The sequence below is a fragment of the Bradyrhizobium sp. 45 genome (assembly GCF_023073155.1).
Lineage (GTDB): Bacteria > Pseudomonadota > Alphaproteobacteria > Rhizobiales > Xanthobacteraceae > Bradyrhizobium > Bradyrhizobium canariense_D.
This window is the reverse complement of sequence record NZ_JADPIX010000154.1, coordinates 449,134-475,058: the sequence shown is the minus strand read 5'-3', so window position 1 is coordinate 475,058 and position 25,925 is coordinate 449,134. Positions and strand designations below refer to the sequence as shown.

Here is a 25,925-nt window from a genome sequence, read left to right as displayed (position 1 = left end):
TCACCCGCGCCAGCTGGGCCGCGCCTCGACTTGCGCGTTCTGTCCGGGCGGCAGCACCACGACCATTGAGTTGAGCTTCACCCGGTCATAGAGATCGATCACGTCCTCGTTGCGCATCCGGATGCATCCGGACGAGATCGCCTGCCCGATATATTCCGGCTGGTTGGTGCCGTGGATGCGGTAGAGCGTGTCCTTGTTGCCGGCATAGAGATAGATGCCCCGCGCGCCCAGCGGATTGGCGGGGCCTCCGGGCACCCGCGCCGGATAGGGCCCGAGCCGCGCCTGGATGTCCGCCGTCGGAACCCAATCCGGCCATTCCGCTAGACGACCGACCCGCGCGACTCCGGAGAACGCCATGGCTTCCTCGCCGACCGCGACGCCGTAGCGGATCGCCTTGCCTTCGGGCAGCACGAAATAGAGATAGCGCGCATCGGTATCGACCAGGATCGTGCCCGGCTGCTCCTTGCGCGGATAATCGACGATATGACGGAGATATTGCTCGGGCACGTTTGCTTGCGCGTAAGGCGTATGCGCCAGCAACTGCCGGTCGCGGGTCGTCATGCTCGCGTCCGTCGATGGCGAAAGCGTCGTCTGCATGCAGCCGCCCAACGGAAGCATGGCAAGGACGAGTAGAACGAATAAGGATCTTGGCACCGCCGGCCCCGATAGCGATAGCAGCGCCCCCAGCAACACCAGATGCTGCCAAAATCGTGCTGAAAACAAGGCATTGTGGAACAATTACGCGTGTTGTCTGAGGCGGGTTCCATCACCACAAACGGCGCAAGAGCGTCGCACAGTCTCCATCCCCTCGCCTTGCTTTGGTCAAACCCGGCTGGACTCGTGGGTCATGGTGCTTGGGCCTCATCGGATTTGGGGATTTGGATGGGCCCACCTCAACGGATCTGCTCGCGCCAATGCGAACGACCGATACCTCAATACTCAACACCTGGGGCTTCAAAACACCCAGGCTTCAAAGGAGCTGCGATGCTCGCGACGCTGAACTCTCGGCAAATCGTCGATGAGATCGTGAAGGACACGGTCACGAACAACGACCCGCACGACGCCGTGCAGATTTCGCCTGACATTTTGCTGGCCTCGCGCCCTCTCAGCGTTGCGCCCGCGCTCGCGCCTGAGATCACGACCCGTCCGGAACCCAAAATAGATCCGGCGTTCCTGCTGAAGCCCAGAATGAATCCGGAGCCGAAGTTCAGTCCCGTCGCGGAGCCGCAGCCGGCAGCGCCCTCGGTCGACACCGCCGTGCGCGTCGCGGCCAGTGATGGCCTCAGCCGGCAGAAGCGCTCTTCCGCCGGCAAGTGGCTGCGCGGTGCGTTCGTCACGATGCTGTTTGCGGGCGGAAGCGCAGCCGCCACTGTCGCCTGGGAGAAACATGGCGACACCGCAAGACAGATGCTCGCCGAATGGACCCCGGCTTTGGCGTCGCTGTTGCCTTCGACGTCGCAGACGGCACCGGTCGCCGCCGCGCAGGCCGCGTCGCCTGCGGACCAGCCCGCAACTGATCAAGTCGCAACGGATCAAGCGGCCGACCAATCGGCGGCTCCGCCTGCAACCCAGGTTGCAGCAGCAGTGCCCCCGGCAACACAACCCGATCCTGTACAATCGGTGCAGTCGATGACGCGCGATCTCACCGCGATGGCGCAACAGATCGAGCAGCTCAAGGCCAACATCGCCGAGTTGAAGGCCGGGCAGGAGCAGATGGCACGCGAGATGGCGAAGCCGCCCGCGCCGAAGCCGGTGGCCGATACGAAGCCGCGCGTCGATCCGCGCGCGCAAATGTCCGCGCTACCGCCGCGGCCCGCGGCGCCGCCGGTTCGCAAACCGAAGCCGGTCGTGTCGCACACCTACATGCCGGCTTATTCGCCGGCGCCGCTCGCTCCGCCGCCGCCGGCCTCGCAGGCTGCCGCAGCCCCACCGCCCGCTGCCATGACGACGCAAGCCGTTGCCGACGACGACGGACCTGTCGTACGCCCGCCAATGCCGCTGCGCTGAACCATCGTCACGCGACGACGCGTCGCACCAGCGATGCTGTCAGAGTCGATGTGATGCGTTGAATCCGGATGACTACGGGAAGCGAGCTTCGATCGTTTTCCATCAAGAGAAAAGGCCGTCGGGATCTATGCCGGCGGCCTTCTCTTGCAGCTGCCGGTTCCCGGAGCCCGGTTCTGCTGCAATTCCATGCCTCATGATCACGCCGACATATTTAATAAAATCTTAACACGCTTGAATGCTGCACATCATTTCTGCGCATAAGCAGAGAGATTGCGCGCGCCGTTCATTCGATAAACATCGACTCAGTGGTACCATCGGTCATGTGTTGAAACGTCCACCCGAAGCTCAATTCGTCACACCGGGGAATTCGGATGCCTTACTATTCCTTCGATCTCGTGGTTGGTGAAGAGTTCAAGAACCAGGGCGGTATCATCCTCGAAGACATCGAGGTCGCCTCCGATCGCGCCGTTCAACTGGCCACCGAGCTGTCGCAGGTGAAGCCCGAGCTGCAAAGCAAGGGTTGCGCTGTGCGCGTCACCGACCGCGATCACAAAGAGGTCTATCGCACGCCGCTCGATCCGGTGCCGGCCTGGCGGCGCTAACCCGCCGGCCGGCTTCGCGGGCGCACGCTATCCCCATTGCGGAGCGGCGCGGCAGCCGCTAGCCTTCCCGAAAATTCGGGGAGGTACCAAGGATGCGCACTGGTTTTCTGATGACGGCCCTGTTGCTGCTGGCCGCGTCCGCCCAAGCGGCCGACCATCCACGCTCGACCTATGTCACGTTGGTCTTGCAGGCCTTCGCCGCCAAGGTCGAATGTCCGGGCACCGATATCGCCTACCAGGATCTGGTGCAGAAGGCGGAGCAGATGCAGCTGCCCGAAGGCACCACCGAGAAGGTCCGCAAGGCGATCGCCTGGATGCACACGGGTGGCAAGATGGGCGAGAAGCAGGACGACGATCTGATGGCCGAGGTCGCGGTGGCCACCCAGGCGACCGACCTCAACCAACGCCGCCTCGGCATGCCCAACTGGTGCGAGGCCCAGAAGACCAACCTCGCCGGCCTGATCCGCAGCAAGGGCGGCTAGCGTGATCGTGCGGCGTTAAGCACGCCGCGCCGGAATTTTTGCTTCGGCCAATAATCGTCACATTTCTCGCCAGCATGCGGCTCTTTCGAACTCGAACAGGGGAGCTCCATGCGGATCAACCATGTCCTTCTCGCGGTCGCGTTTGCCGTCGCACCGATGCTGACTGCGCCCGTGCTGGCGAAGAATTCCAATGCCCAGAAGGGCGAGGACAAATCGACCTCGTCTTCGTCGTGTAGCGCTTATCAGCAGGCGCCGGATGGCTCGTGGGAGCCGCTCCCCTGCAAGGAGACGGGCGAGCGCTCCCAGCCGCAGACACAGAATCGCACCTCGCCGCAGGGCGCTGACCGCGGGGAGCGTTGAACGCGGGGGAGTGTCAGCTCTGGTGCGGACCGCGGATGATCTTCATCGCGTCCGCGATGTGACGCCACTCTTTGGCCTCGTCGGCCTCGCCGCGGCCCTCACAAGCCCTGGCCTGTTCGGCGGCCTTCGCGATCGCAGCAAAACCATGCTGTTCCAGCATCTGGCGCGCGACGGTGTGGACCTGGACCTCGGTCATCATGGGCGTTCTCCCGTTTGACGAAACCGCGGTGCATCGCGCCGCCGCGGGTTGTTCAGAACGATTGAGCCCCGGACCTCGTTCCGTAGCGTTCACGTCAGCAAGCAAAAGGCGGCCCGCTATGCCCAGCGGACCGCCTTTTCACCCACCCCAATTTGAAGCGTCGCGGCTGAGGTCCCTAGCCGGCCGCCGCGCGCTTGCGCTCGAAATCGTTGGGCACCTCGATATCGACCTCGAGGGTCGAGACCTCGTCGCCGCGATCGAGCCGGACAATGACCTTGGTCGGGTCCAGCGTGACGTGCCTGGAGACGACCGCGAGAATTTCCTCACGCAGCACACCGAGCAGATCGGGCTGGCCGCGCAGTCCGCGTTCATGGGCAAGCAGGATCTGCAACCGTTCGCGCGCGACGGGTGCAGAGGCCTTGTTGCCGCGGAGAAGCCGAAGCAGACCCATGCTCATGCGGCCCTCCGTCGCAGCAGGCGGTCCATGAAGCCTTTGCGCTCGGTCGGCACCTGCATCGGCACGGTGTCGCCGCAGAGCCGCCGCGCCGCATCGATATAGGCCCGCGCCGGGGCGCCTTCCGCGTTCGACAGCGTCACGGGCGTGCCGACGTTGGAGGCGCGCAGCACGTCCTGGCTCTCGGGGATGATGCCGAGCAAAGGTGTTGCAAGAATTTCGAGGATGTCCTCGATGGTCAGCATCTCGCCGCGCGCGGCGCGCGAGGGATCATAGCGGGTGATGAGAATGTGCTTCTCGACCCGCTCGCCCTTCTCGGCCCGCACCGTCTTGGAATCGAGCATGCCGATGATGCGATCGGAATCGCGCACCGAGGAGACTTCGGGATTGGTGACGATCACGGCTTCGTCGGCAAAGCGCATCGCCATGGAGGCGCCGCGCTCGATGCCGGCCGGACTGTCGCAGATCACCCAGTCGAAACGGCTGCGCAGATCGTCGATGACCTTGCCCACGCCCTCTTCGGTCAGCGCGTCCTTGTCGCGGGTTTGCGAGGCCGGCAGCAGCCAGAGGTTCTCCAGCCGCTTGTCCTTGATCAGGGCCTGCGGCAGCTTTGCGACGCCCTGCACCACGTTGATGAGGTCGAACACGACGCGACGTTCGGCGCCCATCACGAGGTCGAGGTTGCGCAAGCCGACGTCGAAATCGACGACGACGACCTTTTCGCCGCGCTGCGCGAGCGCAGCCCCCAGTGCGGCGGTCGTCGTGGTCTTTCCGACGCCCCCCTTGCCTGACGTCACGACCAGTACCTTGGCCATCTCTCAAATCTCCTTCTGGTCAGTTCAGCGCAGTAATTCGCATGGTGTTGCCCTGCAGCCAGGCCTGGGCCGGCTTGCCGCGCAGGGCCGCGTCGATATCGTCGGCGGTCTGGTAAAAACCATCGATTGCAAGCAGTTCGGCCTCGATCTTCTGACAATAGATGCGCGCGCTCGTGTGACCGTTCACGCCCGCCATGGCGCGGCCGCGCAGCGCGCCGTAGATGTGAATGGAGCCGCCGGCGACGACCTCGGCGCCGGAGCCGACCGAACCCAAAATGGTGACGTCGCCTTCGGGGAAGATCACGGTCTGGCCCGACCGCACGGGGGTCTCGAGCAGCAGCGAGGTCGGCCTGGTCTCGACCTTTGCCTCGACCTTCTTGGGCGCACTCGGCTCGACCACGCAGCTGCGCCCGCCCGAAAGCAGCGGCGGCATCATGGGGGTCAACCGGCCCTCCTCCACGCCCTCGATCCCGAGCACGCGGATGTTGCGGTCCTGAAGGCTGGTGAGCAGATGGCCGATGCCGGACTGGCTGAGATCGACCGAGGACAGGTCGATCACCACGGGGCGGCCGGCGAAGAAGCCCGGCGAGCGCGCGATGGTGGTGTCGATCTCCTGCAGCCAGTCCTGGATGGGAACCGTCGGCACGAAGACGAAGGCCACATAGGAGCGCCCGCGCAGGCGAACCATTTGGCGTTGAGGTTTTACTGCAGCCTCCATAGCGGCCGACTCGTTCCCTGTTATTGAATGGTTAACGATGCCGCCGATATGGTTAATGGCCGGTTAATTTCTCCGTGGGTTACGTGGCATGGAAGCGCACCAAGGGCGTTGAGCAGGCGCTCTCGCCCCGCACAACGGTCATCGCCCGCAAAGGCGGGCGATCCAGTACTCCGAGACGGTTGCGGGTCAGCCGAAAGGCTGCGGCGTACTGGATGCCCCGGTCAAGCCGGGGCATGACAGCGGAATGTGGGGCCGGCGCGGCGACCAGCCCCCTACTTCTTCACCTTGCTCGCATCCATCTTGATGGCGAGGTCCAGCATCTTGGTCGTGAACGCCGTCGTGACGTCGAACGGCTTCTCCATGCCGAGATAGGTCTGGACCAGATCGTAGTCCTTCTTCATCCGCTCGCCGTCGATCCAGCCGAGTGCCTTCGTCGTCGTGAATTCGTCCGTCATCAGGAACTTGATGCGCTCCCACTGGCGCTCCTGGTTCTCCTTGTCGAGACCGGAGACCTGATCGAGCAGCGCCTTCAGGCAGGGCGCGGCGTCGGCGACGCAAGTCGCGAAGGCCTTTTGCGTGACCCGCACGAACTCCTCGACCAGCTTCGGGTTCTTCTGCAAATAGCCGCCGTTGACGATCAGCGAATTGCCGTAAGGATTGAGCCCGATGTCCTTCCAATTGACGTAGCCGAGATCGCTTCCGAACTCGATCACCTTCAAATCGTGCTCGTTGTAGAAGTCGCTGATGATGTCGACCGTATGGCTCTTGAGCGCGGCGATCTTCGCCGTCGGCCCGACATTGACGAAGCCGACGGAGTCGGGCGCAAGCCCTGCAGCCTTGGCGAAGGCCGGCCACATCACACGCGAGGCGTCCCCGGGCGGATTGCCGATCTTGTGGCCGGCAAAATCCTTCACCCCGTTCACGCCGTAGCTCTTCAACCAGTAGAAGGTCTGGCCGGTGTTGGCGTAGACGCTCATCACGGCAACAGCGTCAGCCCCCTTGCTCTTCGCCACCAGCATGGTGGCGAGATCGGCGACGCCGAAGGGCGAGCCGCCGGAGCCGACCTTGGCGGCGGAGACGCCGGAGCCCTTGCCGACCTCGATGGTCAGATCGATGCCCGCTTTCTCGTACCAGCCTTGCGCCTTGGCGTAATAATAGGGCGAGTGATCGGCCGTCGGCGCCCAGTTCAGGATCAGATTGACCGCCTCGCCCGCGTTCGCGGGCACGACTGGTGATCCGAGCATCAGGGCCACAGCCAGGGCCGAGCCCGCCGCCTGCAAACGCTTCATCGCATCTCTCCTCGTTGCCCGCGACCGGCTTGTCGCTCTCCCCCCGTGAGGATACCAATGCAACAAGGCCGCCCTCAACTTGTCAACTGTTTGGTTGGAAATGCCCGCAAAACGTTCAGGCGACACCGTGCCGCAGCGGCGCGACCCGGTCGCCACACGCAAGAAGCTGCTCACCGCGGCGCGCGAGGAGTTCGCCCGGCACGGCTTTGCCGGCGCCCGCGTCGACGAGATCGCAGAGCGCGCCGGTGTCAACAAGCAGCTCGTCTACCATTATTTCGGCGACAAGGACGCGCTCTATCTCGCCGTGCTCGAATGGGTTTACGCCGATATCCGCGAGCAGGAACGTCAGCTCAATCTCGAAGGCCTGCCGCCGGGAAAGGCGATCCGGAAACTGATCGAGGCCTCGTTCGATTACCTCGCGACGAACCCCGATTTCATCGTGCTTCTGAACGACGAGAACCGCGGCGGTGCCCGCCACGTCCGCGGCTCGACGCGGCTGGAGGCGATGCATTCGCCGCTGGTGAAGAGCGTGTCCCACATCCTTCACGAAGGCGTCCGCGCCGGCATGTTCCGCAAGGGGATCGACCCGATCCAGCTCTATATCTCCATCGCGGGCCTCAGCTATTTCTATCTCTCCAACACGCCGACGCTGTCGGCGATCTTCGGCAAGGACCTGTCGAGCCGGGCCGCGCGCCGCGCCCGCCGCCGGCACGTCGCCGATCTCGTGCTGCATTCGCTCCGGCCATAATCAACCAACTGGTTGAAACTTCCCTCCGGGACGGCTAGGCTTGCGACCAGCGGCAAGGTGGCCGCTGACAACAGGGAGCAACCGGTGACAGGAGACGGCGCCCGCAATACGCGCAGCTTTGCGATCGTCCTGATCGTGCACTTCGCCGTGCTGGTGCTCTGGCAGGTGCTGGTCGATGCCTTCCACGTCCCGAAGTTCATCCTGCCCTCGCCGCTCGCGACAATCCAGACGCTGGGAACCGCGAGCTACGCCTGGGGCGCCAATACGCTGGTGACGGCGATCGAGATCCTCGGCGGCTTTGCGCTCGGCGCCTTCGTCGGCGTGACGCTGGCCGTCATCTTCAGCTGGGCGCCGCTGATCAGCCTCGTGCTGCTGCCGCTGTTCGTGACGCTGAACATGATCCCGAAGGTCGCGCTCGGTCCGCTCCTCATCGTCTGGTTCTCCTACGGCATCGTGCCGAACATCCTGATCGCCTTCAGCATCTGCTTCTTCCCGATCCTGCTCACCACCGCGCGGGGCTTGCGCGAGGTCGAGCCGGATCTGCTCGACCTCGTCAAATCGCTGCGCGGCTCGCGCTGGACGCTGTTCCGCAAGATCCAGCTGCCGGGATCGCTGCCTTACATCTTCTCCGGAATGAAGGTCGGCGCCATCCTCGCGGTCGCCGGCGCCATAGTCGGCGAGTTCATCGCCTCCGAGCGCGGGCTCGGCTACCTCATGATCCAGGTGCAGTCGTCGCTCGACACGCCCGCGATGGTGATGGCCGTCGTGCTGCTCACCCTGCTCGGCGTCGCGCTTTACGGCTTCGTGCTCGTCCTCGAACGCATCTTCGTCGTCGGCGACGCAAGACAAACTTGAAGATCAAGGACCAAAACCATGCTCCTCACCCGCCAGAACCTGCCGAAGACCATCCCTGATATCGCTGCGCTCGACGATCTCCTGTGCCGGCCGACCCAGGCATTGATCGACGACCTCGCCCCGGTCGACGGCGACATCATGATCCTCGGCGTCGCCGGCAAGATGGGGCCGACGCTGGCGGGGCTTGCCAAGGCCGCAGCGCCCGATCGCCGTGTCATCGGCGTCGCCCGCTTCAGCGACGCCGGCGTCAAGGACTGGCTGCACGCGCGTGGCGTCGAGACTATCAATTGCGACCTAATGGACGAGACCGCGATTCAGGCGCTGCCGAAGGCGCCCAACATTGTCTTCATGGCCGGCCGCAAATTCGGCGCTGAGGGCGATCTCTCGCTGACCTGGGCGATGAATGCGCACGTGCCGGCACTGATCGCGCAGGCCTTCCCCTCGTCGCGGATCGTGGCGTTCTCGACCGGCTGCATCTATCCGTTCGTCCCCGTCGACGGCAAAGGATCGGGCGAGGACATGGCGCCGAACCCGCCCGGCGAGTACGCCCAGTCCTGCGTGGGCCGCGAGCGCATGTTCGAGTATTTTTCGCGCAAGTTCGGAACGCCCGGGCGGCTATTCCGCCTCAACTACGCGATCGACATGCGCTATGGCGTGCTGCACGACATCGCCTTGAAAGTGCTCACGGGCACGCCGATCGACCTCAGCATCGGTCATGTCAATTTCATCTGGCAGGGCGATGCCTCATCGCAGGCGCTGCGCTGCCTCGCGCATTGCACAGCGCCGACCTCGCCGATCAATGTCAGCGGCCACGAGATTTTGGCGGTGCGCGACCTCGCAGCAAGATTCGGCGCCAGGTTCGGCCGTATGCCGGTGCTGACAGGAAACGAAGAGCCGACCGCGTGGCTGACCGACACGTCCAAGGCAGTCGAGCTTTTCGGCCTGCCGGTCGTCGACACCGAGCAGCTGATCGCCTGGACGGCGGATTGGGTGTCGCGCGCCATGCCGAGCCTCGGCAAGCCCACCAAATACGAGGTGCGCGATGGACGCTACTGACGATCCGCGCATCATCCGGCTTGGCGTCGAGGATGCTGCGGCGGGCCTCGCGCTCTCGACAGAGGCGCACTGGAACCAGAATGAAGACGACTGGCGGTTTTTCTTGAGCGACGGCGTCGCGTTCGGCATCCGTGATGGCGCGCAACTGGTCGCGACCGCGGCGCTCCTGCCCTACCCGGGCGACAACGCCTGGATCAGCATGGTGCTGGTGACGGCAAGCCATCGCCGGCGCGGTCTCGCCACGCGGCTCGTCGATGCCTGCCTGGCGATGGCGCGCAAACGCGGCCTGACGAGCTGGCTCGACGCAACCCCGGACGGTGCTGCCGTCTATGGGCCGCTCGGGTTCACGCCGACCCTGCAATTGCGCCGGCTCAAGCTGGTGAAATCGGCATCCGCGTCCGGGCAGGCACCTTCATCCGCGACGCTCGACGCGCTCCGCGCGCGCGACCGGCGCGCCACGGGCCTCGATCGAACCGCCCTGCTCTCCAACTTCGCGCAGCGTTCCGGCTCGCGCATCGTCGCCGCGAACGGCGCCATCGCGTTGGTGCGCGACGGACGTACCGCGCGCCATATCGGCCCGCTGTTTGCCGACGACACCGCAGCCGCGCTGACCCTGGTCGAGGTAATCGCGCGATTGGAGACCGGGCCGCTGCTGCTCGATGCCGTCGCGTCGCACGCCGCGTTCCCTGAAGCATTGACCGCATCGGGCTGGAGCATCGAACGGCCGTTCCAGCGCATGCGGTTCGGCCCCGCCACTGCCGCAGGGGAAGACATGCCATTCGCCGTCGCCGGCCCTGAATTCGGATAGGACATCATGCACCACAGCCAGATCAACAGCGAGATCCGCAAGCTGATCGCCGACGGCACCGTCCTGCCGGCGCATCCCCTCGCGCTCACCGCCGAACGCCAGCTCGACAAAAAGCATCAGCGCGCGCTGACGCGCTATTACATCGACGCCGGCTCCGGCGGCCTTGCGGTCGGCGTGCACACCACGCAGTTCGCGATCCGTGACGTCGGCCTCTATCGTCCCGTGCTCGAACTCGCCGCCGAGACGGCGGCGAACTGGACCAAGCGTCCGCTGGCGCTGGTCGCGGGCCTCGCCGGTCCGACTAGGCAGGCCACCGCTGAAGCCCGCACCGCGCGCGACATCGGCTATCACGCAGGGCTCCTCAGTCTCGCTGCGATGAAGGGCGCGTCGGAGGACGAGATCATCGCGCATTGCGCAGCGGTCGCAGCCGAAATTCCGCTGGTCGGCTTCTATCTTCAGCCGGCGGTCGGCGGCGTGGTCCTGTCGAGCCGGTTCTGGCAGCGCTTTGCCTCGATCGACAATGTCATCGCGATCAAGATCGCGCCGTTCAACCGCTACCGGACCCTTGATGTTTTGCGCGGCGTCGCAGCAGCCGGCGCGCTCGACCGCGTTGCGCTCTATACCGGCAATGATGACCACATCCTGCTCGATTTGATGCTGCCGTTCGACCTCCGCGACAACGGCGTCACCACGCGCACTTATTTCAAAGGCGGCCTGCTCGGCCACTGGTCGGTGTGGACGGCGAGCGCGATCAAACAGTTCGAGCGCTGCAAAGCGGCACGGCACAAGGACAGCGTGCCGGCCGATTTGCTCGCGCTCGATGCCCGCGTCACCGATTGCAACAGCGCCTTCTTCGACGTCGCCAACGATTTTCACGGCTGCATCGCCGGCTGCCATGAGGTGCTGCGACGGCAGGGCCTGATGCAGGGCCTGTGGTGCCTCGATCCGAACGAGGGCCTGAGCCCCGGCCAGAAGGACGAGATCGAGCGCGTGTACCGCGAGCATTCCGACCTCAGCGACGACGCGTTCGTGGCCGCAAACTTGGATAAATGGCTGGCATGAGCTCAAGCCCCTTCATCAGCCTGCACGGCGTCCGCAAGGTCTATCGCAGCGGCGGCGCCGAATTCCTCGCGGTGTCCGACGTCACCATGGACGTGCAGGAGGGTGAGCTGGTCTCGCTGGTCGGCCCGTCCGGCTGCGGCAAGACCACCGTGATGAAGATTTTGGCCGGCTTGCACGACGCCGACGGCGGCACGGTGAAGATCGGCAACGCCAAAAGCCCGTTCGATCCGACCCGCGACATTGGCATGGTGTTCCAGCAGGCGTTGCTGCTGAAATGGCGGACCATCCTGGACAACGTGCTGCTGCCGGCAGAGATCGTCGGTCTTCCGATGAAGGCCGCGCGCGAGCGGGCGCGCGATCTGCTCAATCTGGTGGGTCTTGCCGGCTACGAGCAGAAATATCCGCGCGAGCTGTCCGGCGGCATGCAGCAGCGCACCGCCATCGCGCGCGCCTTCATTCACGACCCGAAACTGATCCTGATGGACGAGCCGTTCGGCGCGCTCGACGCCTTGACGCGCGAGCAGATGAATCTGGAGATGCTGCGGATCTGGCGCGAGAGCGGCAAGACCATCATCTTCATCACGCACTCGATCCAGGAGGCCGTGTTCCTGTCCTCGCACTGCGCCGTGCTGACGGCCGGACCTGCGAAGATGGCCGATTATTTCCCCATCGACCTGCCCTTCCCACGGGCTCTGCCGCTGAAAACGACGGACGCGTTCGGCGCCTATGCGCGGCGGATTTACGAGAAGCTGGGTTTGGGCGCGGCTTAATTCACCGCACGATAGATGCTGTAGGGTGGGCAAAGCGACTTGTCCGCCGTAGCTCGAAGAGCGAAGGAGGAAGCGTGCCCACCATGGCGAGGCAAGCAAGCAGTGGTGGGCACGGCGCAAGTGCGCCTTTGCCCACCCTACGGGAGTTTGCGCGATCAAGCCTTGTTGCGCATCTTGCCGAGCAGATAATTGTCGTAAAAATTCTCCGCGATCTGCGTGTAGAACAGCAGCTCCTTCATATAGGCGTCGTGGCTTTCCTTGGTGCGCTTGAACAGGTCGCTCTTGGTGGCGAGCTCGTTCAGATGGTCCTGGGTCGCGGTGTAGCAAGCCTCCAGCACCGGCTGCGGAAACGCCTTCAGCTCCGCGCCATTGGCGATCAGCCGCTTCAGCGCCGCCGGATTCACGCTGTCGTATTTCTCGAGCATCCAGGCGCCCGCGGCCGACGCGGCCTGGTTGACGATCGCCTGGTACTGCTTCGGCAGCGAAGCCCACTTCTCGTCGTTGACGATCATGTGCAGCATGGCGCCGCCTTCACCAGCCGGGGAAGTAGTAATATTTGGCGACCTTCTGGAAGCCGAGCTTCTCGTCGTCATAGGGGCCGACGAATTCGACTGCGTCGATCGTGCCCTTCTCCAGCGCCGGATAGATGTCGCCGCCCGCGATCTGCTGCGGGACCACGCCGAGCCGCGCCAGCACATGACCACCCATGCCGGCGATGCGGAATTTCAGGCCCTTGAGATCGTCGACGGTCTTGATCTCCTTGCGGAACCAGCCGCCCATCTGGGTGCCGGAATTGCCGCAGAGGATGGCGTGCGCCTTGAACGGCTTCAGCGCCTCGTTGGTGAGGTCGGCGCCGCCGCCGAAATGCCACCAGGATTCCTGATGGCGATGGTTCATGCCGAACGGCGCGCCGGTGGCATAGGCCAGCGCCGGCTCCTTGCCGATGTAGAAATAGAGCGGGGTCTGCGCCATGTCGACAGAAGCGGTGCTGACCGCATCGAGCGCCTGCAGGCCGGGAACGAGCTCGCCGGCCGCGAAGGTCTGGATCTGGAATTTGTTGTCGGTGGACTCGGCAACATATTTCGCAAAAGTCTGAGCGGTGCCGTAGATAGTGTCCAGCGACTTCGGGAAGCTCGAGGTCAGGCGCCATTTGATCTCGGGCGCGCTTTGCGCGATCGCAGGTGCGGCAACCAGCGTCGTCGCGCCGGCAACCGCGCCGCCCTTGAGGAATGTACGGCGTTTCATGATGGTCTCTCCCTGAACTATGTTTCAACGTATCGGCTTGAGCGCGATCTTCGCAGACCATGGCCTGTTGCTATAGCGGAGTTCAACTAGTGAGCGGTAGCCCGGATGGAGCGCGGCGCAATCCGGGAATCTTCCCAAATTTCCCGTGTCGCTCTCAGAGCAGCTTGGCGCTCACAAACAGCGCGCGCACGGCGTTGGTCGCCTGCACCACGAGCATGCCGTTCTCGGCGGCACCTTCGAGCGCCGCGACCGCGTCTTCATGCAGCGAGCGGAATTCCATCCACTCGACCGATTTGAAATTGGTGAGGAATTGATAGGCCTGGCCGACGGTCGCGATCGCCAGCGTGTCGCCGTTCAGCTTGATCTTGAACGTCGTGCGCAGCGGGGTCTCGGAACTTTGCGGATCACTCATGGGCTGCTTCTGGACGATGACGGCTTAACGAAAGGAAAACGGCAGCCCCGCCGTAGCAGGCCAATATCCGGAGCAGATATCAGGACTCGGTGCTCGCGCGCTGCGAGGCGGTCGCCGATGGGGTCAGCCTCGGCACCACGACCAGACGGTTGAACTCACCGTTGTCGTAGGCTTTCATGAATCGATCATAGTCCTTGATCGAAACGCAGCCGTTGGAGTCGCCACGAGGCCCGAGCATGTAATTGTGGGTGAGCAGGCCGACGCGGCCGAGCGCGCTGGTGCCCTCGGCGGGCGTCAAGCGCAGTGCGCGGACGCCGTGAAACAGTTTTTCGCGCGGCTTCAGGTCGTAGGTCGCAGGCGGGGTCGCGCCAACCATGCGCTGGTCGACGTGCTCCGGGTCGTCCATCAGCGCGCCCATGCCGGAATGCGCTTCCAGCGCGATGCCGCTCGGCAGGTAAAGCGCCTTGGCCGAGATGTCGTAGACCGCGGTGCGCGAATCGTAGCCAAGCGCGGCGAGATCCGGCGCCTTGCCGAACAGGCCGCTGTCGGGCGTCAGCGAGGCCAGCCTGATCTTGTCGGTGAATTTTTCGAAGAAATTGCGGTTGTCGACCCGGGGGTTGGTCTCGGCATAAGCCTGGCTCGAGGCAATCTGGGCGGAGATGTCCGCCTGGGGCGGGCGCGAGCGCGGCATCGGGATGGCGTCAGCACGCTGCGATTGTCTCGTCTCCTCGGACATATGCCGGTCGTCATCGGTCAGGGTCGAGCGCCAGTCGTCGCCCTGGAGCTTCTGGGCGAGCATCGCCTTGGCATCGCGCAATTTGAGCTGGACTGCATTGACCGCGGAGCGCTCCAGCGTTCGCAGGCCGAGCTCGCGGGCGGGCGGACTGCTGGAAGCCGAAGCGAATCGATCATCGAACGAAGGCGCATTGGCCGGCGGCAGTGCGGCGGTGACCAGCGAGGCCGAACCGCCGATATCCGCGACCCAGGCGGCAGCGCCCAGTGCCAGCGCGACGGCGGCCAGAGACAGCAATATCGTCTCGGCTCGCCCAATACGGCGGCGCGACAATAGCCCCTCGGCTCGTGCCCGGTCGGAAACCATCAGATCCCCAAAATCGACCCCCGAGGGGACCCACCCCCACCCGGAGATTCTCTACCAGCTACCACATTGGGAGCCAAAAGTTAGGCATAATCGCGGCCGGCAAGGGCCCCGGCAAGCCATTCCAGGGTATCCCAAGGTATCTTATGACCGATCCGTTCGATCTAGAGCGCTTTGTCCGGGCCCAGGACCCGGTCTATGGCGACGTCCAGGGGGAGCTGACCCGGGGCCGAAAGCAGAGCCACTGGATGTGGTTCGTCTTCCCGCAGGTCGCCGGTCTCGGCTTCAGCGCCATGTCCCAGCGCTACGCCATCACCTCCCGCGCCGAGGCCCAGGCCTATCTCGCCCACCCCATCCTCGGTCCGCGCCTGATCGAATGCACGCGGCTCGTGCTCGCCGTCGAGGGCCGGACCATCAACGCCATCCTCGGCGCGCCCGATGATGCCAAATTCCGCTCGTCGATGACGCTGTTCGACGCGGTGTCCGATGAGCCCGTTTTCGACGAGGCGCTCGCCCGGTATTTTTCGGACAAGCGCGATCAGGCAACGCTCGATATCCTCGCGGCCCTTGACCGACAGCCCAAGTGACCGCAGCCACCAGCGTAAACCCGGGATTAACATCGCCTGCCTATTGTCCGTGCAAATAATTTCCCGCGCCAGTTGCCGGACAGAATCATGAAAATCGGTACGCTCCTGACCACCGCCATCGTCTCGCTCTCGACAGTGGGCGGCGGCCTCGCCGTCTACGTCGCCGTGACGAAATACCAGACGATGGAACGGATCACCGAAGCGCAGGGGCGGCTGGCGATCGTCCGCGCCGTCAGCGACATCCCGCGCTACCTCAATCCCGAGCGCGGCTTTTCCACCAACATCCTCTATGGCCCTCCCGCGGTCGACCTGGCGCTGCTTGCCGAGCAGGACAAGCTGCGCAAGCAGACCGATGCCGCCCGCGACAGGATGAACGCGCTGCGCAAGGACCTGCCCGGCCCGTTCGATGACGGCAACACCACCGGCGGCAACATCGACGCCATCAATTCGAAGTTCACGGCGCTGCGCGAAGCCATCGACAAGGCGATGGCAGGCCCGCCGGAGGCGCGCAAGGATGCCGCCAAGAAGATCGTCGCCGACAACGCCGTGCTCAACGCCGGCGTGACCGCGCTGCTCAACGAGCAGGTTCGCCGCATGGCGATCCTCAACGGCGATGCCTACCGGCAGGCAAGCTACGCCAACATCGCGATGACATTGCGCGACGTGGGCGGCTTCAACTCCAGCCTGCACAAGAACCTCGTCGGCGGCAAAAAGCCGGCGACCGACACCGAGAAGGCCGAGATCAGCCGCTCGCAGGGCCGCAACGATCAGATCGTGATGTCGCTGCTGGAGTTGCGCGGCAATCCCGCAACGCCGGCGAACGTCGCCGCCGCGCTGGAGAAATTCAACGCGATCTACATCGAAGAGTTCGGCCGCGAGCTCAAGCTGGTGAAGGAGGGTGCGGTCAGCGGCAAGTACGAACACGACATGGACACCTATTACACCGCCACGCAGCGTGGCCTCAGCACTATCATCGAGGTCCGGGACGCCTTCTACGACAACGCCGAGCAGATTCTCGCCGGTGCATCCACCGCGGCCCACACCAGCTTCACCATCGCACTCGCGGGACTCCTCGCCGTGCTGATCGCCAGCGCCGGCCTCATCGTAACGGTCCGCCGCCGCGTCTGCGCCCCGATCGTCAACCTGACGACGCGGATGTCGCGGCTTGCCGAAGGCGAGGTCACGGAAGAGATTCCCGGCGCCGAGCGTTCCGACGAAATCGGTGCCATGGCCGCGGCGGTCCGGGTCTTCAAGGACAACATGATCCGGGCCGACAGCCTCGCGGCGGAGAAGCAGGCCGAGAACGACGGCAAGATGCGCCGCGCACAGGCCCTCGACGGGATCACCCGCGCGTTCGAAGCCAAGGTCACCGAGCTCGTCGGCGGCTTGTCCCGCGCTTCAGCCACCATGGAAAGCACGGCGCAGTCGATGACCTCGACGGCTGCCCAGACCAACAGCCAGGCCGCCGTCGTCGCCGCCGCCTCACAGCAGACATCGAGCAACGTGCAGACGGTCGCGAGCGCCACCGAGGAGCTGACCTCTTCGATTTCGGAGATCGGCCGTCAAGTGGCCCAGTCCACCGAGATCGCGGCCCGCGCCGTCGACAACGCCCGCCGCACCGGCGACACCGCCCGTGCGCTGGCCGAGGGCGCGCAGAAGATCGGCGACGTCGTCACGCTGATCCAGAGCATCGCCGAGCAGACCAATTTGCTGGCGTTGAACGCGACCATCGAGGCCGCCCGCGCCGGCGACGCCGGCCGCGGCTTCGCGGTAGTTGCTGCCGAGGTGAAATCGCTGGCGGGCCAGACCGCCAAGGCCACCACCGAAATCTCCGAGCAGATTTCGGCGATCCAGGCCGCGAGCGACGAGACCGTCACCGCGATCCGCAACGTCGCCGACGTCATCGGCGAGATCGACCAGATCGGCACCGCGATCGCGGCCGCGATCGAGGAACAGGGCTCGGCGACCAAGGAGATCGCCCGCAGCGTCCAGGAAGCCGCGCGCGGCACCCAGGAGGTCAACACCAACATTTCAGGCGTGCAGCGCGCCGCCGACGACACCGGTACGGCCGCGCGGGAGGTGCTGGGCGCAGCCGAGCAGCTCTCGTCCCAGTCACGCGATCTCGCCGGACAGTTCGACCGCTTCCTCGGTGAGGTCAGGTCGGCGTAAGGGCTTAGTACGGCGGCGCCTTGCGCGCCCGCTGCGCCTTGGCCGCCTCGATCCACCATGCGAGATCGTCGGCGAAGCGCGGGAACGAGCGTTCCAGCGCTTTGCCGCCCTCGCCGATCGGTTCACCCGCTTCCGACAGCGTCTGTGCGATCGGGCCGACGCCGATGGTGCTCGACACCACCACCATGCCCATCTCCGACAACGTGCCATGCCAGGCGGTCGAGGCACGCGCGCCGGACAGGCGGCCGGCCGAGTAGCTCACGATCGCGGCTGGGCGCCAGAACCACTCCTCGAGGAAGTGGTCGGTAAGATTCTTCAGGCCCGGCTGGATGCCCCAATTGTATTCGCCAGTGACGAAGACGAAACCATCGGCGCCGCGGATCTCTCCGGCGAGCTTCTCCAGCGCCTCGGGTGCGGAGCCCTTGGGGTATTCCTTGTACATGCGATCGAGCATCGGCAGGCCGATCGCCTTGGCGTCGATAAACACGACGTCGTCGCCGCGGGCGCGCAGGCGATCGATGACGAAATTCGCCAGGCGTATGCCCATGCGGTCGGAACGGTAGGAACCGTAGAGGACGAGAATGCGATTGCTCATGGGCAGCAGTCTAGCACGGATCATCAGGCCGGCCCTCAACGTTTTGACGCGCTAAGTTCGCCGTCCGGATTCAAGCGTTTGCGACGGTGTCTCGCCGAACTGGTCGCGATAGCTTCTGGAGAAGTCGCCGAGATGCCAGAAGCCGAACGCCAGCGCGACGGCCTTGACACTATCGGCACCCGCGAGCAGCCGCTGACGCACCAGCCACAGCCGCCGCAGGCGCAAGTAGCGGTGCAGGCTCATTCCACGATAGCGGCGGGCGACGTCGTGCATGGTGCGAACGGACAAGCCGAGTTTGCGCGCGATCTCGTCGCTGTAGATGGGCAGCGAGAGGTCGTCGGAAAGCAGCGCGCGGATGTCCTGAAAGACTTTGAAGTTGCGCTCGTCATTGGGGCGCAGGGTCCATCGCGCGGGAACGATACTTTCGAAAATTGCGTCCACAGCGCCGAGCAGGGTCTCCTTCATGCCGGCCGCCTTCAGCGGCAAGTCGGGCGAGGCGACGGGCTCCGACGCGGCTTCCAAGACTTCCCGGACCACACCGCGAAGCCGGCTCAAGCCCGCAGCGGTCGTTTCGAAGATGTTGAAGCAGAGGGTTGCTTGTGGCCAGCCGCGATCCGTCACCTCCGGCCTGAACACCACCGAGGCGATTTGCCGCTGCACCTCCTCGATGATGGTGTAAGCCGCGCCGCCGCTGCCGATGACGATAACGGGTCGTATACGCCGCGCGCCGTTGAATCGAACGGTCACGTCCAAATCGTCCATCGTGAATCCGATCGCGGTACAATTCTCGACGAGCTGTGCGTCGACGACCCGCGGAAATGCCCGCGTCAAATTCACGTCGCAGCCGGGTAGCGACAGAATACTCTGCTCGGCCGAAATCCTCCGTACAAAAGGCGTGAACTCGAAGTCGAGCCCTCGTATGGCGTTTCGAAATTCATCGACGTCGGTGAAGCGAAATACCTTTGGCGCCAGCGTCGGCGGATCATCACTTCTATTCATGGCAATGTGAACTTCGCGTCGCAACAGACGCGTCCGGCGACGATGCCGGCCCGCTTCTGCGCTCCGTGTGCCTTAAGTCTGAAAGAATCACTTCGAACTATGCCGACCAGTTGGCGAGCGTCGAAGTCCAAGGACAAGGCGGCGCATCAAATCTCGCCAATTTTCGATAGCGTTTTCCGTGTGGCCAGCGGTGCAGATATACCTAGACGAGCAAAATCCAAACTTCAAATTAACGTCTGTCGGGCGGAATAGGTGCAGTTCGATAGTCCAAATTAATTTTAGGTCAGGCCCCTGCCATGATGGCAAATTCGCCTGCTGATATTCTTGCTGAATTGGAAGAGGTGGTCGCAACCTACCCACCGCACCGTTGCGCACGCATTCTCGCCGGCATGGTGCAGTTGCTCACTGGCAGCCGCGGCCAGTGCCGGGAATTGCTCGTCAACGTGGTCGACGGTGTTCTGCTGCGATTGACGGAACGGGTCGAGGCCAGCGCACTGGTTCAGCTCAGCACGGCGCTCGCGGAACTTGACATCGCGCCTCCCGAAACATTGTGGCGTCTCGCCTCGCACGATAGTCCGGACGTGGCATGTCCTGTGTTGCTCAAGTCGCGTGCACTTTCCGCAGCCGATCTCGAGGCTGTCATTGACTCCCGTGGCGAGTGGCATCGACGCGCGATCGCCGCGCGCAGCGACATCGCGCCGACGGTGACTGAGGCGCTGATCAAGCACGGCGGCCCGATCTGCCTTGACCTGATCAAGAACCAGGGAACGAAATTCTCCGACGCAGCCTATGCAGCGCTAATTGCCAAGGCCGACCAGGACGGCGAGATCGCGAAGGCGCTGGTGCTCCGGCCCGGCACGCCCGATCTGGTCGTGCGCAAGCTGCTCTCCGCCCCACCAGCCCGGAAGGCACCCGCCCCGTCCGCCGCAGCGCCGGTGCCGGAAGCGGAGCCGGCTCCGCCAAAGCGGCCTTGCCGGGCCGACTACGCGGGCGCGAGGCCCGAGATCGTCGCCCTCAACCGCATCGGCAAGCTCAACGATTCCACGGTGAACCGCTTTGCGATCCGCGGCGAGACGGCCAATTTATTCACGGCGCTCTCGGTGCTTTCAGGGGCGCCGCTCGAAATTATCGAGCATGTCGCGAGCGATGACGATTGCGAGGGGCTGGTCATGGCGTGCCGGGCGTCGCGGCTAAACTGGCAGACCACCCTTACCATCCTGAGCAACCGCAGCGGAAAAAGGCTCTCCTATTCCGAGCGCGAGCGCGCGCAACGGATCTTCGAGACGCTGCTTCTGTCCACCAGCCAATGGACAGTGCGATGGGGGCAAATAGTAGCAAACGCCAGCACAGGCGACCCGGGAAATGGCAGCCCGAAGATGGGGGTTAGCCGATGAAGTTCGACGGTCGCAAAGCGATGCGCGTAAAAATGGATCACAAGCAGCCTGTCAATCTAATGGGCTCGGACGGCACTTGGCGGCGCAGTTGCGTTTTGCTCGACATATCGCAAAGCGGTGCAAAGATCGAGGTCGAGGGCACGCTCGACGTGCTCCAGGCCAAGGAATTCTTCCTGCTGCTGTCCTCGACGGGGCTCGCCTACCGGCGCTGCGAACTGGTCTGGATCGACGGCACCACGGCCGGCGTGCACTTCGTCACCGCAGACGGCAAGAAGAAACCGGCAGCCGCTGTGCAGGCTGCCGCTCAGAACAAATAGGCCCAAGGATTCATCAGCCCGATCCAACTCCAGCATGATTCAGGTCAACCGTGCAGAACGCGCGAACTATATCCCGCCCCGTCAAAGGCGACGGCGGCATCCGAGAGAAGGAAGCGGCACGCCCATTCGTGCATGTGCTGGCTGACTCCTCGGAAAAATTGTCGAGCGTCTGTTCGATTCTCGAGCAACGGTTTGCCGTCGCAGGCGAACGGCTCGACGCAGAAGCCAAGCTGTCCCAGATGCCGTTCGCGATCGTCATCCGTGCGGAATTGCGTGACGTCCACACCATCGCGGCCATCAAGAAACGAGCCATAAAGTTCGCAAAGGCAACGAAGCGCATCTTCCTGGTCGAGCACCCCTCTCACATGAGTATCTCGCAGGCCTACGCGCTCGGGGCCACGCTCGTCCTTCCCGGGACGATCGACAAGATCAAGCTGCTGGCAGCGCTGGCTGATTCCGCCGAAGAGGCGTCTGCTTCCTCAGGTCAGGCGCCGCAGCAGGACAATGCCGTCGAGGCCGCGGCGACGGCGATCGCGTCGATGTTCACGGCCGTCGCGCTCGGCGAGCCCATCGATGTCGACGGCACGAAGGAAGCCGGCCGCAAGATCGCTGATCGCATCACCCAGCATGGCTTGTCCGAGTGGCTCACCACTGTGCGGCGCCACCACGAGGGAACCTACCAGCACTGCCTGCTCGTGACCGGCGTTGCGATCGACTTCGGGCTGAGTCTCGGTGTGGGCCGCGCCGATCTCGAGCGGCTGTATTCGGCGGCCATGTTCCACGACCTCGGCAAGGCCCGGATCCCGCTTGCCATCCTCGACAAGCCCGGCCGTCTCGATCCGGCCGAACGTGCCATGATCGAGACTCACCCGATTGCGGGTTACGATTTCCTGAAAGACCACGACAATATCTCACCGGAGATCCTCGATGCCGTGCGGCATCATCACGAATTTCTTGACGGCAGCGGCTATCCGGATGCACTAGGGGCCGAGAGTATTGGCGACATCGTGCGGATTCTCACGATCTCGGACATCTTCGCGGCCCTGATCGAGTATCGGCACTACAAGCCGACGCTGCCACGCAGCGAAGCCTATGACATCCTATGCGGGATGAGCGGAAAGTTGGAGAAGGCGCTGCTGACCGCGTTCAGGCAGGTCGCTCTCACGAGGTAAGCGCAGCAACCCGTCTCGACCCCAGTCTAGTGCGCGGCGCGATGTCTGGTGCGGCGCGGAACGGTCCGGCAGGCGAGCCCTTCGGCCAGCAGCTTCATGTCCTCGTGCCGGCCGCTGCGGATCAGCCGGCCGAACTCTTCGGGTGTGAAAGGAAGACTTGGATCATCATCGATCGGACGCCGCACTCGCGGGCCGAAGAACCGTCGAACCAGGCTAGCGAGCCGCCGCATGTCAATTCCCTCGCGCCAGCATCAAACCTTTCAGTCCGCACATTGTTCCTCCTGCACGATCGAGATTGCAAGAGGCCGCCAAGCGGTCCGCACCAAAAATTTCGGCGAGAGAATAATCTCCTCTGCCCGCACTACTCGGCGAATCCGACGTAGCGCACGAAATCGTCGTTGCCCTCGCGATCGGAGCGCACCGCGTTCGCGGCAAAGTTGTCGTCAGGATAGCCCATCGCGACGCAGGTCATGATCACCTCGTCCTCCGGAATGTTTGCGACCTCGCGCACGATGTCAGAGCGCATGATGCCCTGCCCGTTGATCACCGAACCGAGACCGCGGTCCCAGGCCGCGAGCACGATGCCGTAGCAGAGCGCGCCCAGGTCGAAATGGCAGACCGCGCCGGGATCGAGCACGCGGTCATAGGTCAAGACCAGCGACACCGGCGCATCGAACTGGCGGAAGCCGCGCAGCACCCAGTCCTGCCGCATCGGCTTGTCGTCGCGCGCGATCCCCATCGCGCCGAACAGTTTCTTGGCGACGTCGACTTGCCGGGTCCGGTGCACGCCCTGATACTCGCCGTGACTGACGATGTCGCGCTTCACCTTGGCGCCGCCAACCATCTCCTCCATGTTGCGTCGGCGCAGCTGTTCCAGCGGACCGCCCGTGAGCACGTGGACGTGCCAGGGCTGGGTGTTCATCGACGAGGGCGCACGCTTGGCGCTGTCGATGATCGCTTCGATCACCACGCGCGGCACCGGCTCGTTCCTGAAGCCGCGCACGCTGCGGCGCGACTGGACCAGCGTTTCGAATTCCACCTCAAGACCTCCCTGCCCGTTCATCCCCTGGCGCGCCAACACGCGAGCGGTTGCCGATGCGGCGCGCAATATCTATGCTAACCCGCAAGCAAGACCAAGAACCCTGTGAGGATCCCATGAAAGCCAACATGGCTGCACCGCTCGATCCCGTCATCGCCCAGATCATTCCGCTGCTGCCGATGCGCGATGCCACGACGATGACGCCACAGAGCGCCCGCGATTCCTTGCGTGCACTGGCTGCCTCACGCGCGGCCATAGCGCCACCACCGGTCGACATCATCGCGGATATCAAGGTGAAAGGCGGCGCCGGTCCGCTGGATGCACGGGTCTACCGCGTCGGCACCACGCCGGCGCCGACCGTGGTGTTCTTCCATGGTGGCGGCTGGGTGGCGGGCGACCTCGAGACCCACGACCGGCAGGCACGCAACCTTGCGATCGAGACGGGCGCGGTCGTCGTCTCCGTCGATTATCGCCGTCCGCCCGAAACGCGTTTTCCCGGCGCGTTCGAGGACGCCTTTGCCGCGGTCAGCGACGTGTTTGGCCGCGTCGCGGAATTTGGCGGCGATGCAAAACGCTTCGGCGTTGCCGGCGACAGCGCCGGCGGCAATCTCGCCGCCACCACCGCGATCGCCTGCCGCGACGCCGGCATCAAGCTCGCGGCGCAACTCCTGGTCTACCCCGTGACCGACGTCCTCGGGAGTTATGCGGACGCGCGCGAGAACGCACGCTTCCCCTCGCGCGCCGAGAATGCCGAAGGCTACTTCCTCTCGCGCGCCGTGATGGAGTGGTTTTGCGGTCATTATCTCGCCGATCCCTCTCATGCGACCGACTGGCGCGTTTCACCGCTGCGCGCGGCTTCGCTCGCCGGCGTCGCGCCCGCGATCGTCACCACCGCCTGGTTCGATCCCCTGCGCGACGAAGGTGCAGCCTACGCAAGGGCGCTGGAGGCAGCCGGTGTGCCGGTGAAGCATCATGAAGGCCCCGGCCTGATCCACGGCTATTTCGGCCTCGGCGACGCCTCCGAGGTGGCGCGAGCCGAAGCGCAGCGCGCACGCGCGGACTTCAAGGCGCTTCTCGCGCGCGGCGCCTGAGGGCGATATCCGGAGCGGCAGGATCGACCGCCGCGCCGGCCGGCGTTCAGGACTTGGCAGCGGGCACCTCGAAGAAGCCCGTCGCCTGAACGAGGCGGCCATCGTCGCCGAAACGGCCGAAGCTCTCGCCCGTGACGAACACGCGACCGGCGCCGTCATACATCGTCCAGCGAAAAAGCCCTTGATCATGGTGCTCGAGGAAGCTGTCATTCCTGAAATGCGCGCCAGGAAACTTGAGCTGGGTTTGACCGATGCGCGCCATCAAGGCGTCGCGTCCCTCAACCTGCGAGCCCGGATCGGTATACACGCAGTCCGCGACCACGCTTTGCTCGAGCAGCCGACGCCGCTCGTCCTCATCGATGGGTCCCCACGCCGCCTGATAGGTGTTCCAGGTCTTCAGTCGCGCTTCATCGTTCATCTCGCAGAACCTCTCGTGGACTCATGCCGCTTTTGGTCACATTGACAATTATTGATACTTTGTCAATATGACCCGACGTTCAGTTCCGACGCTTTTGAGACTCATGGCTCGTTCCAGCATTTCGAAAGAAGAGCTCGCCGTCGAGGCTGCGACGGAGGTCTTCTCCCGCTACGGCCATGCCCGCACGACGATGGGCGACATCGCCGCCAGGGCGGGAATGTCGCGGCCGGCGCTGTATTTGCTCTTCCCCGACAAGGAGGCCGTGTTCGCGGCGGTGATCCAGCGAATGGACGAGCAGAAGCATCGGGAGATCAGGGCCGCAATCGCGCGCCTCGACGGCCTTCACGCCAGGCTGCTCCACGCCTGTAAATCCTGGGGATCGCATGGCTTCGACCTGATCGAGGCGCATCCCGATTCGGCAGATCTGTTCGACCTCCGTTTCCCCGCAGTTCGGAAGGTCTACGACAACTTCCAGTGTTTGGTCGCCGACCTCATCCGCGATCAGGTGAAGGCCGCCGGGATAGCGGTCGAGCCGGAGGTGCTGGCGCGATGCCTGGTGTTCGGCATGCGGGGACTGCGCGAAACCGCCAGGAACGGCAAGGAGATGCGGCGGCTGATCGCCGTTCAGGTCACCACGCTCGTCAGAAGCATCAATGACGGCACTTGAGCTTCGAAGAGCCGCCTACCGTGCCCTCCCCGCCCGCTGCGCGTCGGTGTGCCCCCACGTTTGGTCCCAATCCTGACCGGCGGCATCGACGACGCGGCCGTCGGCTTCGAAGAACTTGTTCGGCACCTGGAAGATCGCCAGGATCAGGGCGCCCTCCGGGCACCAGGCGGCATGCCGGCTGCCCGCCTCGCGCCAGATGAATTCGCCGGCCTTGCAGGTAATCCCCTTGGCCGGTCCCTCGTTGTCGACGAGAGCGCCCTCGATGACATAACTCTGCTCGACGCCGACATGCTCGTGATCGGGCAGCACCGATCCCGGCGCAAAGCGCATCAAGGCCGTCATCAGACCGCTGCTGCGATCGAACAGCAGCGTCTTGGCCTCGCAGCCGGGAAAGCGCGTCTTCTGCCATTCCATCTCTTGCGGCCGAACCAGGTGAGAATGCCGGTCAGAAGCGGTATCCGGCATGTTCGCAATCAGGGTCTCCATTACGATGCTCCCT

At 64.3% G+C, this 25,925-nt stretch carries 31 protein-coding genes and 1 pseudogene; 17 read left to right on the top strand and 15 right to left on the bottom strand.

The features are described 5' to 3' along the window. The gene (locus IVB42_RS39450; protein ID WP_198293348.1) at nucleotides 1-597 is read right to left on the bottom strand and encodes a L,D-transpeptidase; all 597 of its coding nucleotides are present in this window, start codon (nucleotides 595-597) and stop codon (nucleotides 1-3) included. Between the two features lie 387 nt (nucleotides 598-984). Between IVB42_RS39450 and IVB42_RS39445 the strand changes: the two genes are divergently transcribed. From IVB42_RS39445 to IVB42_RS39430, 4 genes are all read left to right on the top strand, one after another. Next, nucleotides 985-2,007: a hypothetical protein gene (locus tag IVB42_RS39445; protein ID WP_018454541.1), complete on the top strand. Its 1,023-nt coding sequence runs from the start codon at nucleotides 985-987 to the stop codon at nucleotides 2,005-2,007. A 371-nt stretch (nucleotides 2,008-2,378) separates the two neighbouring features. Continuing rightward, entirely contained in the window at nucleotides 2,379-2,609 is a 231-nt protein-coding gene (locus tag IVB42_RS39440; protein ID WP_007591727.1) for a hypothetical protein, read from the top strand. Nucleotides 2,610-2,701: 92 nt separating this feature from the next. Then, the gene (locus tag IVB42_RS39435) at nucleotides 2,702-3,091 is read left to right on the top strand and encodes a hypothetical protein (protein ID WP_018454542.1); all 390 of its coding nucleotides are present in this window, start codon (nucleotides 2,702-2,704) and stop codon (nucleotides 3,089-3,091) included. A 108-nt stretch (nucleotides 3,092-3,199) separates the two neighbouring features. Continuing rightward, complete coding sequence (locus IVB42_RS39430) at nucleotides 3,200-3,451, top strand: hypothetical protein (protein WP_018454543.1); 252 nt, start codon at nucleotides 3,200-3,202, stop codon at nucleotides 3,449-3,451. Nucleotides 3,452-3,464: 13 nt separating this feature from the next. Here the strand turns inward: IVB42_RS39430 and IVB42_RS39425 are convergent, their stop codons facing one another. From IVB42_RS39425 to IVB42_RS39405, 5 genes are all read right to left on the bottom strand, one after another. Then, nucleotides 3,465-3,650: a hypothetical protein gene (locus tag IVB42_RS39425; RefSeq protein ID WP_018454544.1), complete on the bottom strand. Its 186-nt coding sequence runs from the start codon at nucleotides 3,648-3,650 to the stop codon at nucleotides 3,465-3,467. Between the two features lie 175 nt (nucleotides 3,651-3,825). After that, nucleotides 3,826-4,107: a cell division topological specificity factor MinE gene (gene minE / locus IVB42_RS39420; RefSeq protein WP_007591739.1), complete on the bottom strand. Its 282-nt coding sequence runs from the start codon at nucleotides 4,105-4,107 to the stop codon at nucleotides 3,826-3,828. Then, the gene (gene minD, locus IVB42_RS39415) at nucleotides 4,104-4,919 is read right to left on the bottom strand and encodes a septum site-determining protein MinD (RefSeq protein ID WP_007591740.1); all 816 of its coding nucleotides are present in this window, start codon (nucleotides 4,917-4,919) and stop codon (nucleotides 4,104-4,106) included. The genes minE and minD overlap by 4 nt, the downstream gene beginning before the upstream one ends. Before the next feature lie 19 nt (nucleotides 4,920-4,938). After that, on the bottom strand, nucleotides 4,939-5,637 hold the full coding sequence (minC, locus tag IVB42_RS39410) for a septum site-determining protein MinC (RefSeq protein WP_247395243.1): 699 nt from the start codon (nucleotides 5,635-5,637) through the stop codon (nucleotides 4,939-4,941). Between the two features lie 272 nt (nucleotides 5,638-5,909). Further along, the gene (locus tag IVB42_RS39405; RefSeq protein WP_247395244.1) at nucleotides 5,910-6,926 is read right to left on the bottom strand and encodes an ABC transporter substrate-binding protein; all 1,017 of its coding nucleotides are present in this window, start codon (nucleotides 6,924-6,926) and stop codon (nucleotides 5,910-5,912) included. 100 nt (nucleotides 6,927-7,026) lie between these two features. Between IVB42_RS39405 and IVB42_RS39400 the strand changes: the two genes are divergently transcribed. From IVB42_RS39400 to IVB42_RS39375, 6 genes are all read left to right on the top strand, one after another. Further along, a complete protein-coding gene (locus tag IVB42_RS39400; RefSeq protein ID WP_018454547.1) occupies nucleotides 7,027-7,674 on the top strand; it encodes a TetR/AcrR family transcriptional regulator in 648 nt (215 codons plus the stop codon). Between the two features lie 84 nt (nucleotides 7,675-7,758). Beyond that, nucleotides 7,759-8,529, top strand: a complete 771-nt coding sequence (locus IVB42_RS39395) for an ABC transporter permease (RefSeq protein WP_026232760.1) — start codon at nucleotides 7,759-7,761, stop codon at nucleotides 8,527-8,529. Nucleotides 8,530-8,547: 18 nt separating this feature from the next. Then, nucleotides 8,548-9,585, top strand: a complete 1,038-nt coding sequence (locus IVB42_RS39390) for an NAD(P)-dependent oxidoreductase (protein ID WP_247395245.1) — start codon at nucleotides 8,548-8,550, stop codon at nucleotides 9,583-9,585. Then, entirely contained in the window at nucleotides 9,572-10,393 is an 822-nt protein-coding gene (locus tag IVB42_RS39385; RefSeq protein ID WP_247395246.1) for a GNAT family N-acetyltransferase, read from the top strand. Before IVB42_RS39390 ends, IVB42_RS39385 begins: the two co-directional genes overlap by 14 nt. Nucleotides 10,394-10,399: 6 nt before the next feature. After that, nucleotides 10,400-11,455, top strand: coding sequence for a dihydrodipicolinate synthase family protein (locus IVB42_RS39380; RefSeq protein WP_247394912.1), 1,056 nt, complete (start codon nucleotides 10,400-10,402; stop codon nucleotides 11,453-11,455). Further along, complete coding sequence (locus IVB42_RS39375; RefSeq protein WP_018454552.1) at nucleotides 11,443-12,225, top strand: ABC transporter ATP-binding protein; 783 nt, start codon at nucleotides 11,443-11,445, stop codon at nucleotides 12,223-12,225. The genes IVB42_RS39380 and IVB42_RS39375 overlap by 13 nt, the downstream gene beginning before the upstream one ends. A 155-nt stretch (nucleotides 12,226-12,380) precedes the next feature. Here the strand turns inward: IVB42_RS39375 and IVB42_RS39370 are convergent. The 3 genes and pseudogenes from IVB42_RS39370 to IVB42_RS39360 all read right to left on the bottom strand — a co-directional run bounded on the left by IVB42_RS39370 (nucleotide 12,381) and on the right by IVB42_RS39360 (nucleotide 14,912). Continuing rightward, a pseudogene (locus IVB42_RS39370) lies at nucleotides 12,381-13,470 on the bottom strand (substrate-binding domain-containing protein). A gap of 154 nt (nucleotides 13,471-13,624) precedes the next feature. After that, nucleotides 13,625-13,882, bottom strand: coding sequence for a hypothetical protein (locus IVB42_RS39365; RefSeq protein WP_247395248.1), 258 nt, complete (start codon nucleotides 13,880-13,882; stop codon nucleotides 13,625-13,627). A 79-nt stretch (nucleotides 13,883-13,961) separates the two neighbouring features. Next, entirely contained in the window at nucleotides 13,962-14,912 is a 951-nt protein-coding gene (locus tag IVB42_RS39360) for a DUF2778 domain-containing protein (protein WP_085354381.1), read from the bottom strand. A gap of 212 nt (nucleotides 14,913-15,124) precedes the next feature. Between IVB42_RS39360 and IVB42_RS39355 the strand changes: the two genes are divergently transcribed. Both IVB42_RS39355 and IVB42_RS39350 read left to right on the top strand, forming a co-directional pair. Continuing rightward, entirely contained in the window at nucleotides 15,125-15,565 is a 441-nt protein-coding gene (locus IVB42_RS39355) for a DUF1810 domain-containing protein (RefSeq protein WP_018454555.1), read from the top strand. Nucleotides 15,566-15,652: 87 nt separating this feature from the next. Further along, complete coding sequence (locus IVB42_RS39350) at nucleotides 15,653-17,734, top strand: methyl-accepting chemotaxis protein (protein WP_247395249.1); 2,082 nt, start codon at nucleotides 15,653-15,655, stop codon at nucleotides 17,732-17,734. 4 nt (nucleotides 17,735-17,738) lie between these two features. Here IVB42_RS39350 and IVB42_RS39345 read toward each other — a convergent pair whose 3' ends face one another. Then, nucleotides 17,739-18,329: an NADPH-dependent FMN reductase gene (locus IVB42_RS39345; protein WP_085353019.1), complete on the bottom strand. Its 591-nt coding sequence runs from the start codon at nucleotides 18,327-18,329 to the stop codon at nucleotides 17,739-17,741. Nucleotides 18,330-18,380: 51 nt separating this feature from the next. Further along, nucleotides 18,381-19,328, bottom strand: a complete 948-nt coding sequence (locus IVB42_RS39340; protein ID WP_204511038.1) for an AraC family transcriptional regulator — start codon at nucleotides 19,326-19,328, stop codon at nucleotides 18,381-18,383. Nucleotides 19,329-19,624: 296 nt separating this feature from the next. Between IVB42_RS39340 and IVB42_RS39335 the strand changes: the two genes are divergently transcribed. Genes IVB42_RS39335 through IVB42_RS39325 form a run of 3 tightly spaced genes read left to right on the top strand, consistent with a single transcriptional unit; the run spans nucleotide 19,625 to nucleotide 22,211 of the window. Continuing rightward, nucleotides 19,625-20,722, top strand: coding sequence for a DUF2336 domain-containing protein (locus tag IVB42_RS39335; RefSeq protein WP_247395251.1), 1,098 nt, complete (start codon nucleotides 19,625-19,627; stop codon nucleotides 20,720-20,722). Further along, a complete protein-coding gene (locus IVB42_RS39330; RefSeq protein WP_247395252.1) occupies nucleotides 20,719-21,039 on the top strand; it encodes a PilZ domain-containing protein in 321 nt (106 codons plus the stop codon). The genes IVB42_RS39335 and IVB42_RS39330 overlap by 4 nt, the downstream gene beginning before the upstream one ends. A gap of 50 nt (nucleotides 21,040-21,089) precedes the next feature. Continuing rightward, nucleotides 21,090-22,211: an HD domain-containing phosphohydrolase gene (locus IVB42_RS39325; RefSeq protein WP_085353014.1), complete on the top strand. Its 1,122-nt coding sequence runs from the start codon at nucleotides 21,090-21,092 to the stop codon at nucleotides 22,209-22,211. Between the two features lie 26 nt (nucleotides 22,212-22,237). Here IVB42_RS39325 and IVB42_RS39320 read toward each other — a convergent pair whose 3' ends face one another. After that, complete coding sequence (locus IVB42_RS39320; protein ID WP_018456356.1) at nucleotides 22,238-22,441, bottom strand: hypothetical protein; 204 nt, start codon at nucleotides 22,439-22,441, stop codon at nucleotides 22,238-22,240. Nucleotides 22,442-22,572: 131 nt separating this feature from the next. Then, entirely contained in the window at nucleotides 22,573-23,250 is a 678-nt protein-coding gene (locus IVB42_RS39315) for a nitroreductase (protein WP_247395253.1), read from the bottom strand. Nucleotides 23,251-23,378: 128 nt separating this feature from the next. On the opposite strand from IVB42_RS39315, the gene IVB42_RS39310 reads away from it, so the two are divergent. Continuing rightward, entirely contained in the window at nucleotides 23,379-24,341 is a 963-nt protein-coding gene (locus tag IVB42_RS39310; RefSeq protein ID WP_026233151.1) for an alpha/beta hydrolase, read from the top strand. A 46-nt stretch (nucleotides 24,342-24,387) separates the two neighbouring features. Here the strand turns inward: IVB42_RS39310 and IVB42_RS39305 are convergent, their stop codons facing one another. After that, nucleotides 24,388-24,759 (bottom strand): nuclear transport factor 2 family protein, encoded by a 372-nt coding sequence (locus IVB42_RS39305; protein ID WP_018456353.1) that lies wholly within the window; start codon nucleotides 24,757-24,759, stop codon nucleotides 24,388-24,390. Nucleotides 24,760-24,862: 103 nt separating this feature from the next. Here IVB42_RS39305 and IVB42_RS39300 point away from each other — a divergent pair, with 103 nt between their 5' ends. Then, on the top strand, nucleotides 24,863-25,426 hold the full coding sequence (locus IVB42_RS39300) for a TetR/AcrR family transcriptional regulator (protein WP_247395254.1): 564 nt from the start codon (nucleotides 24,863-24,865) through the stop codon (nucleotides 25,424-25,426). Between the two features lie 15 nt (nucleotides 25,427-25,441). On the opposite strand, the gene IVB42_RS39295 is transcribed toward IVB42_RS39300, so the two are convergent. Further along, nucleotides 25,442-25,912, bottom strand: coding sequence for a cupin domain-containing protein (locus IVB42_RS39295; RefSeq protein WP_247395255.1), 471 nt, complete (start codon nucleotides 25,910-25,912; stop codon nucleotides 25,442-25,444). Between the last annotated feature and the right edge of the window lie 13 nt (nucleotides 25,913-25,925).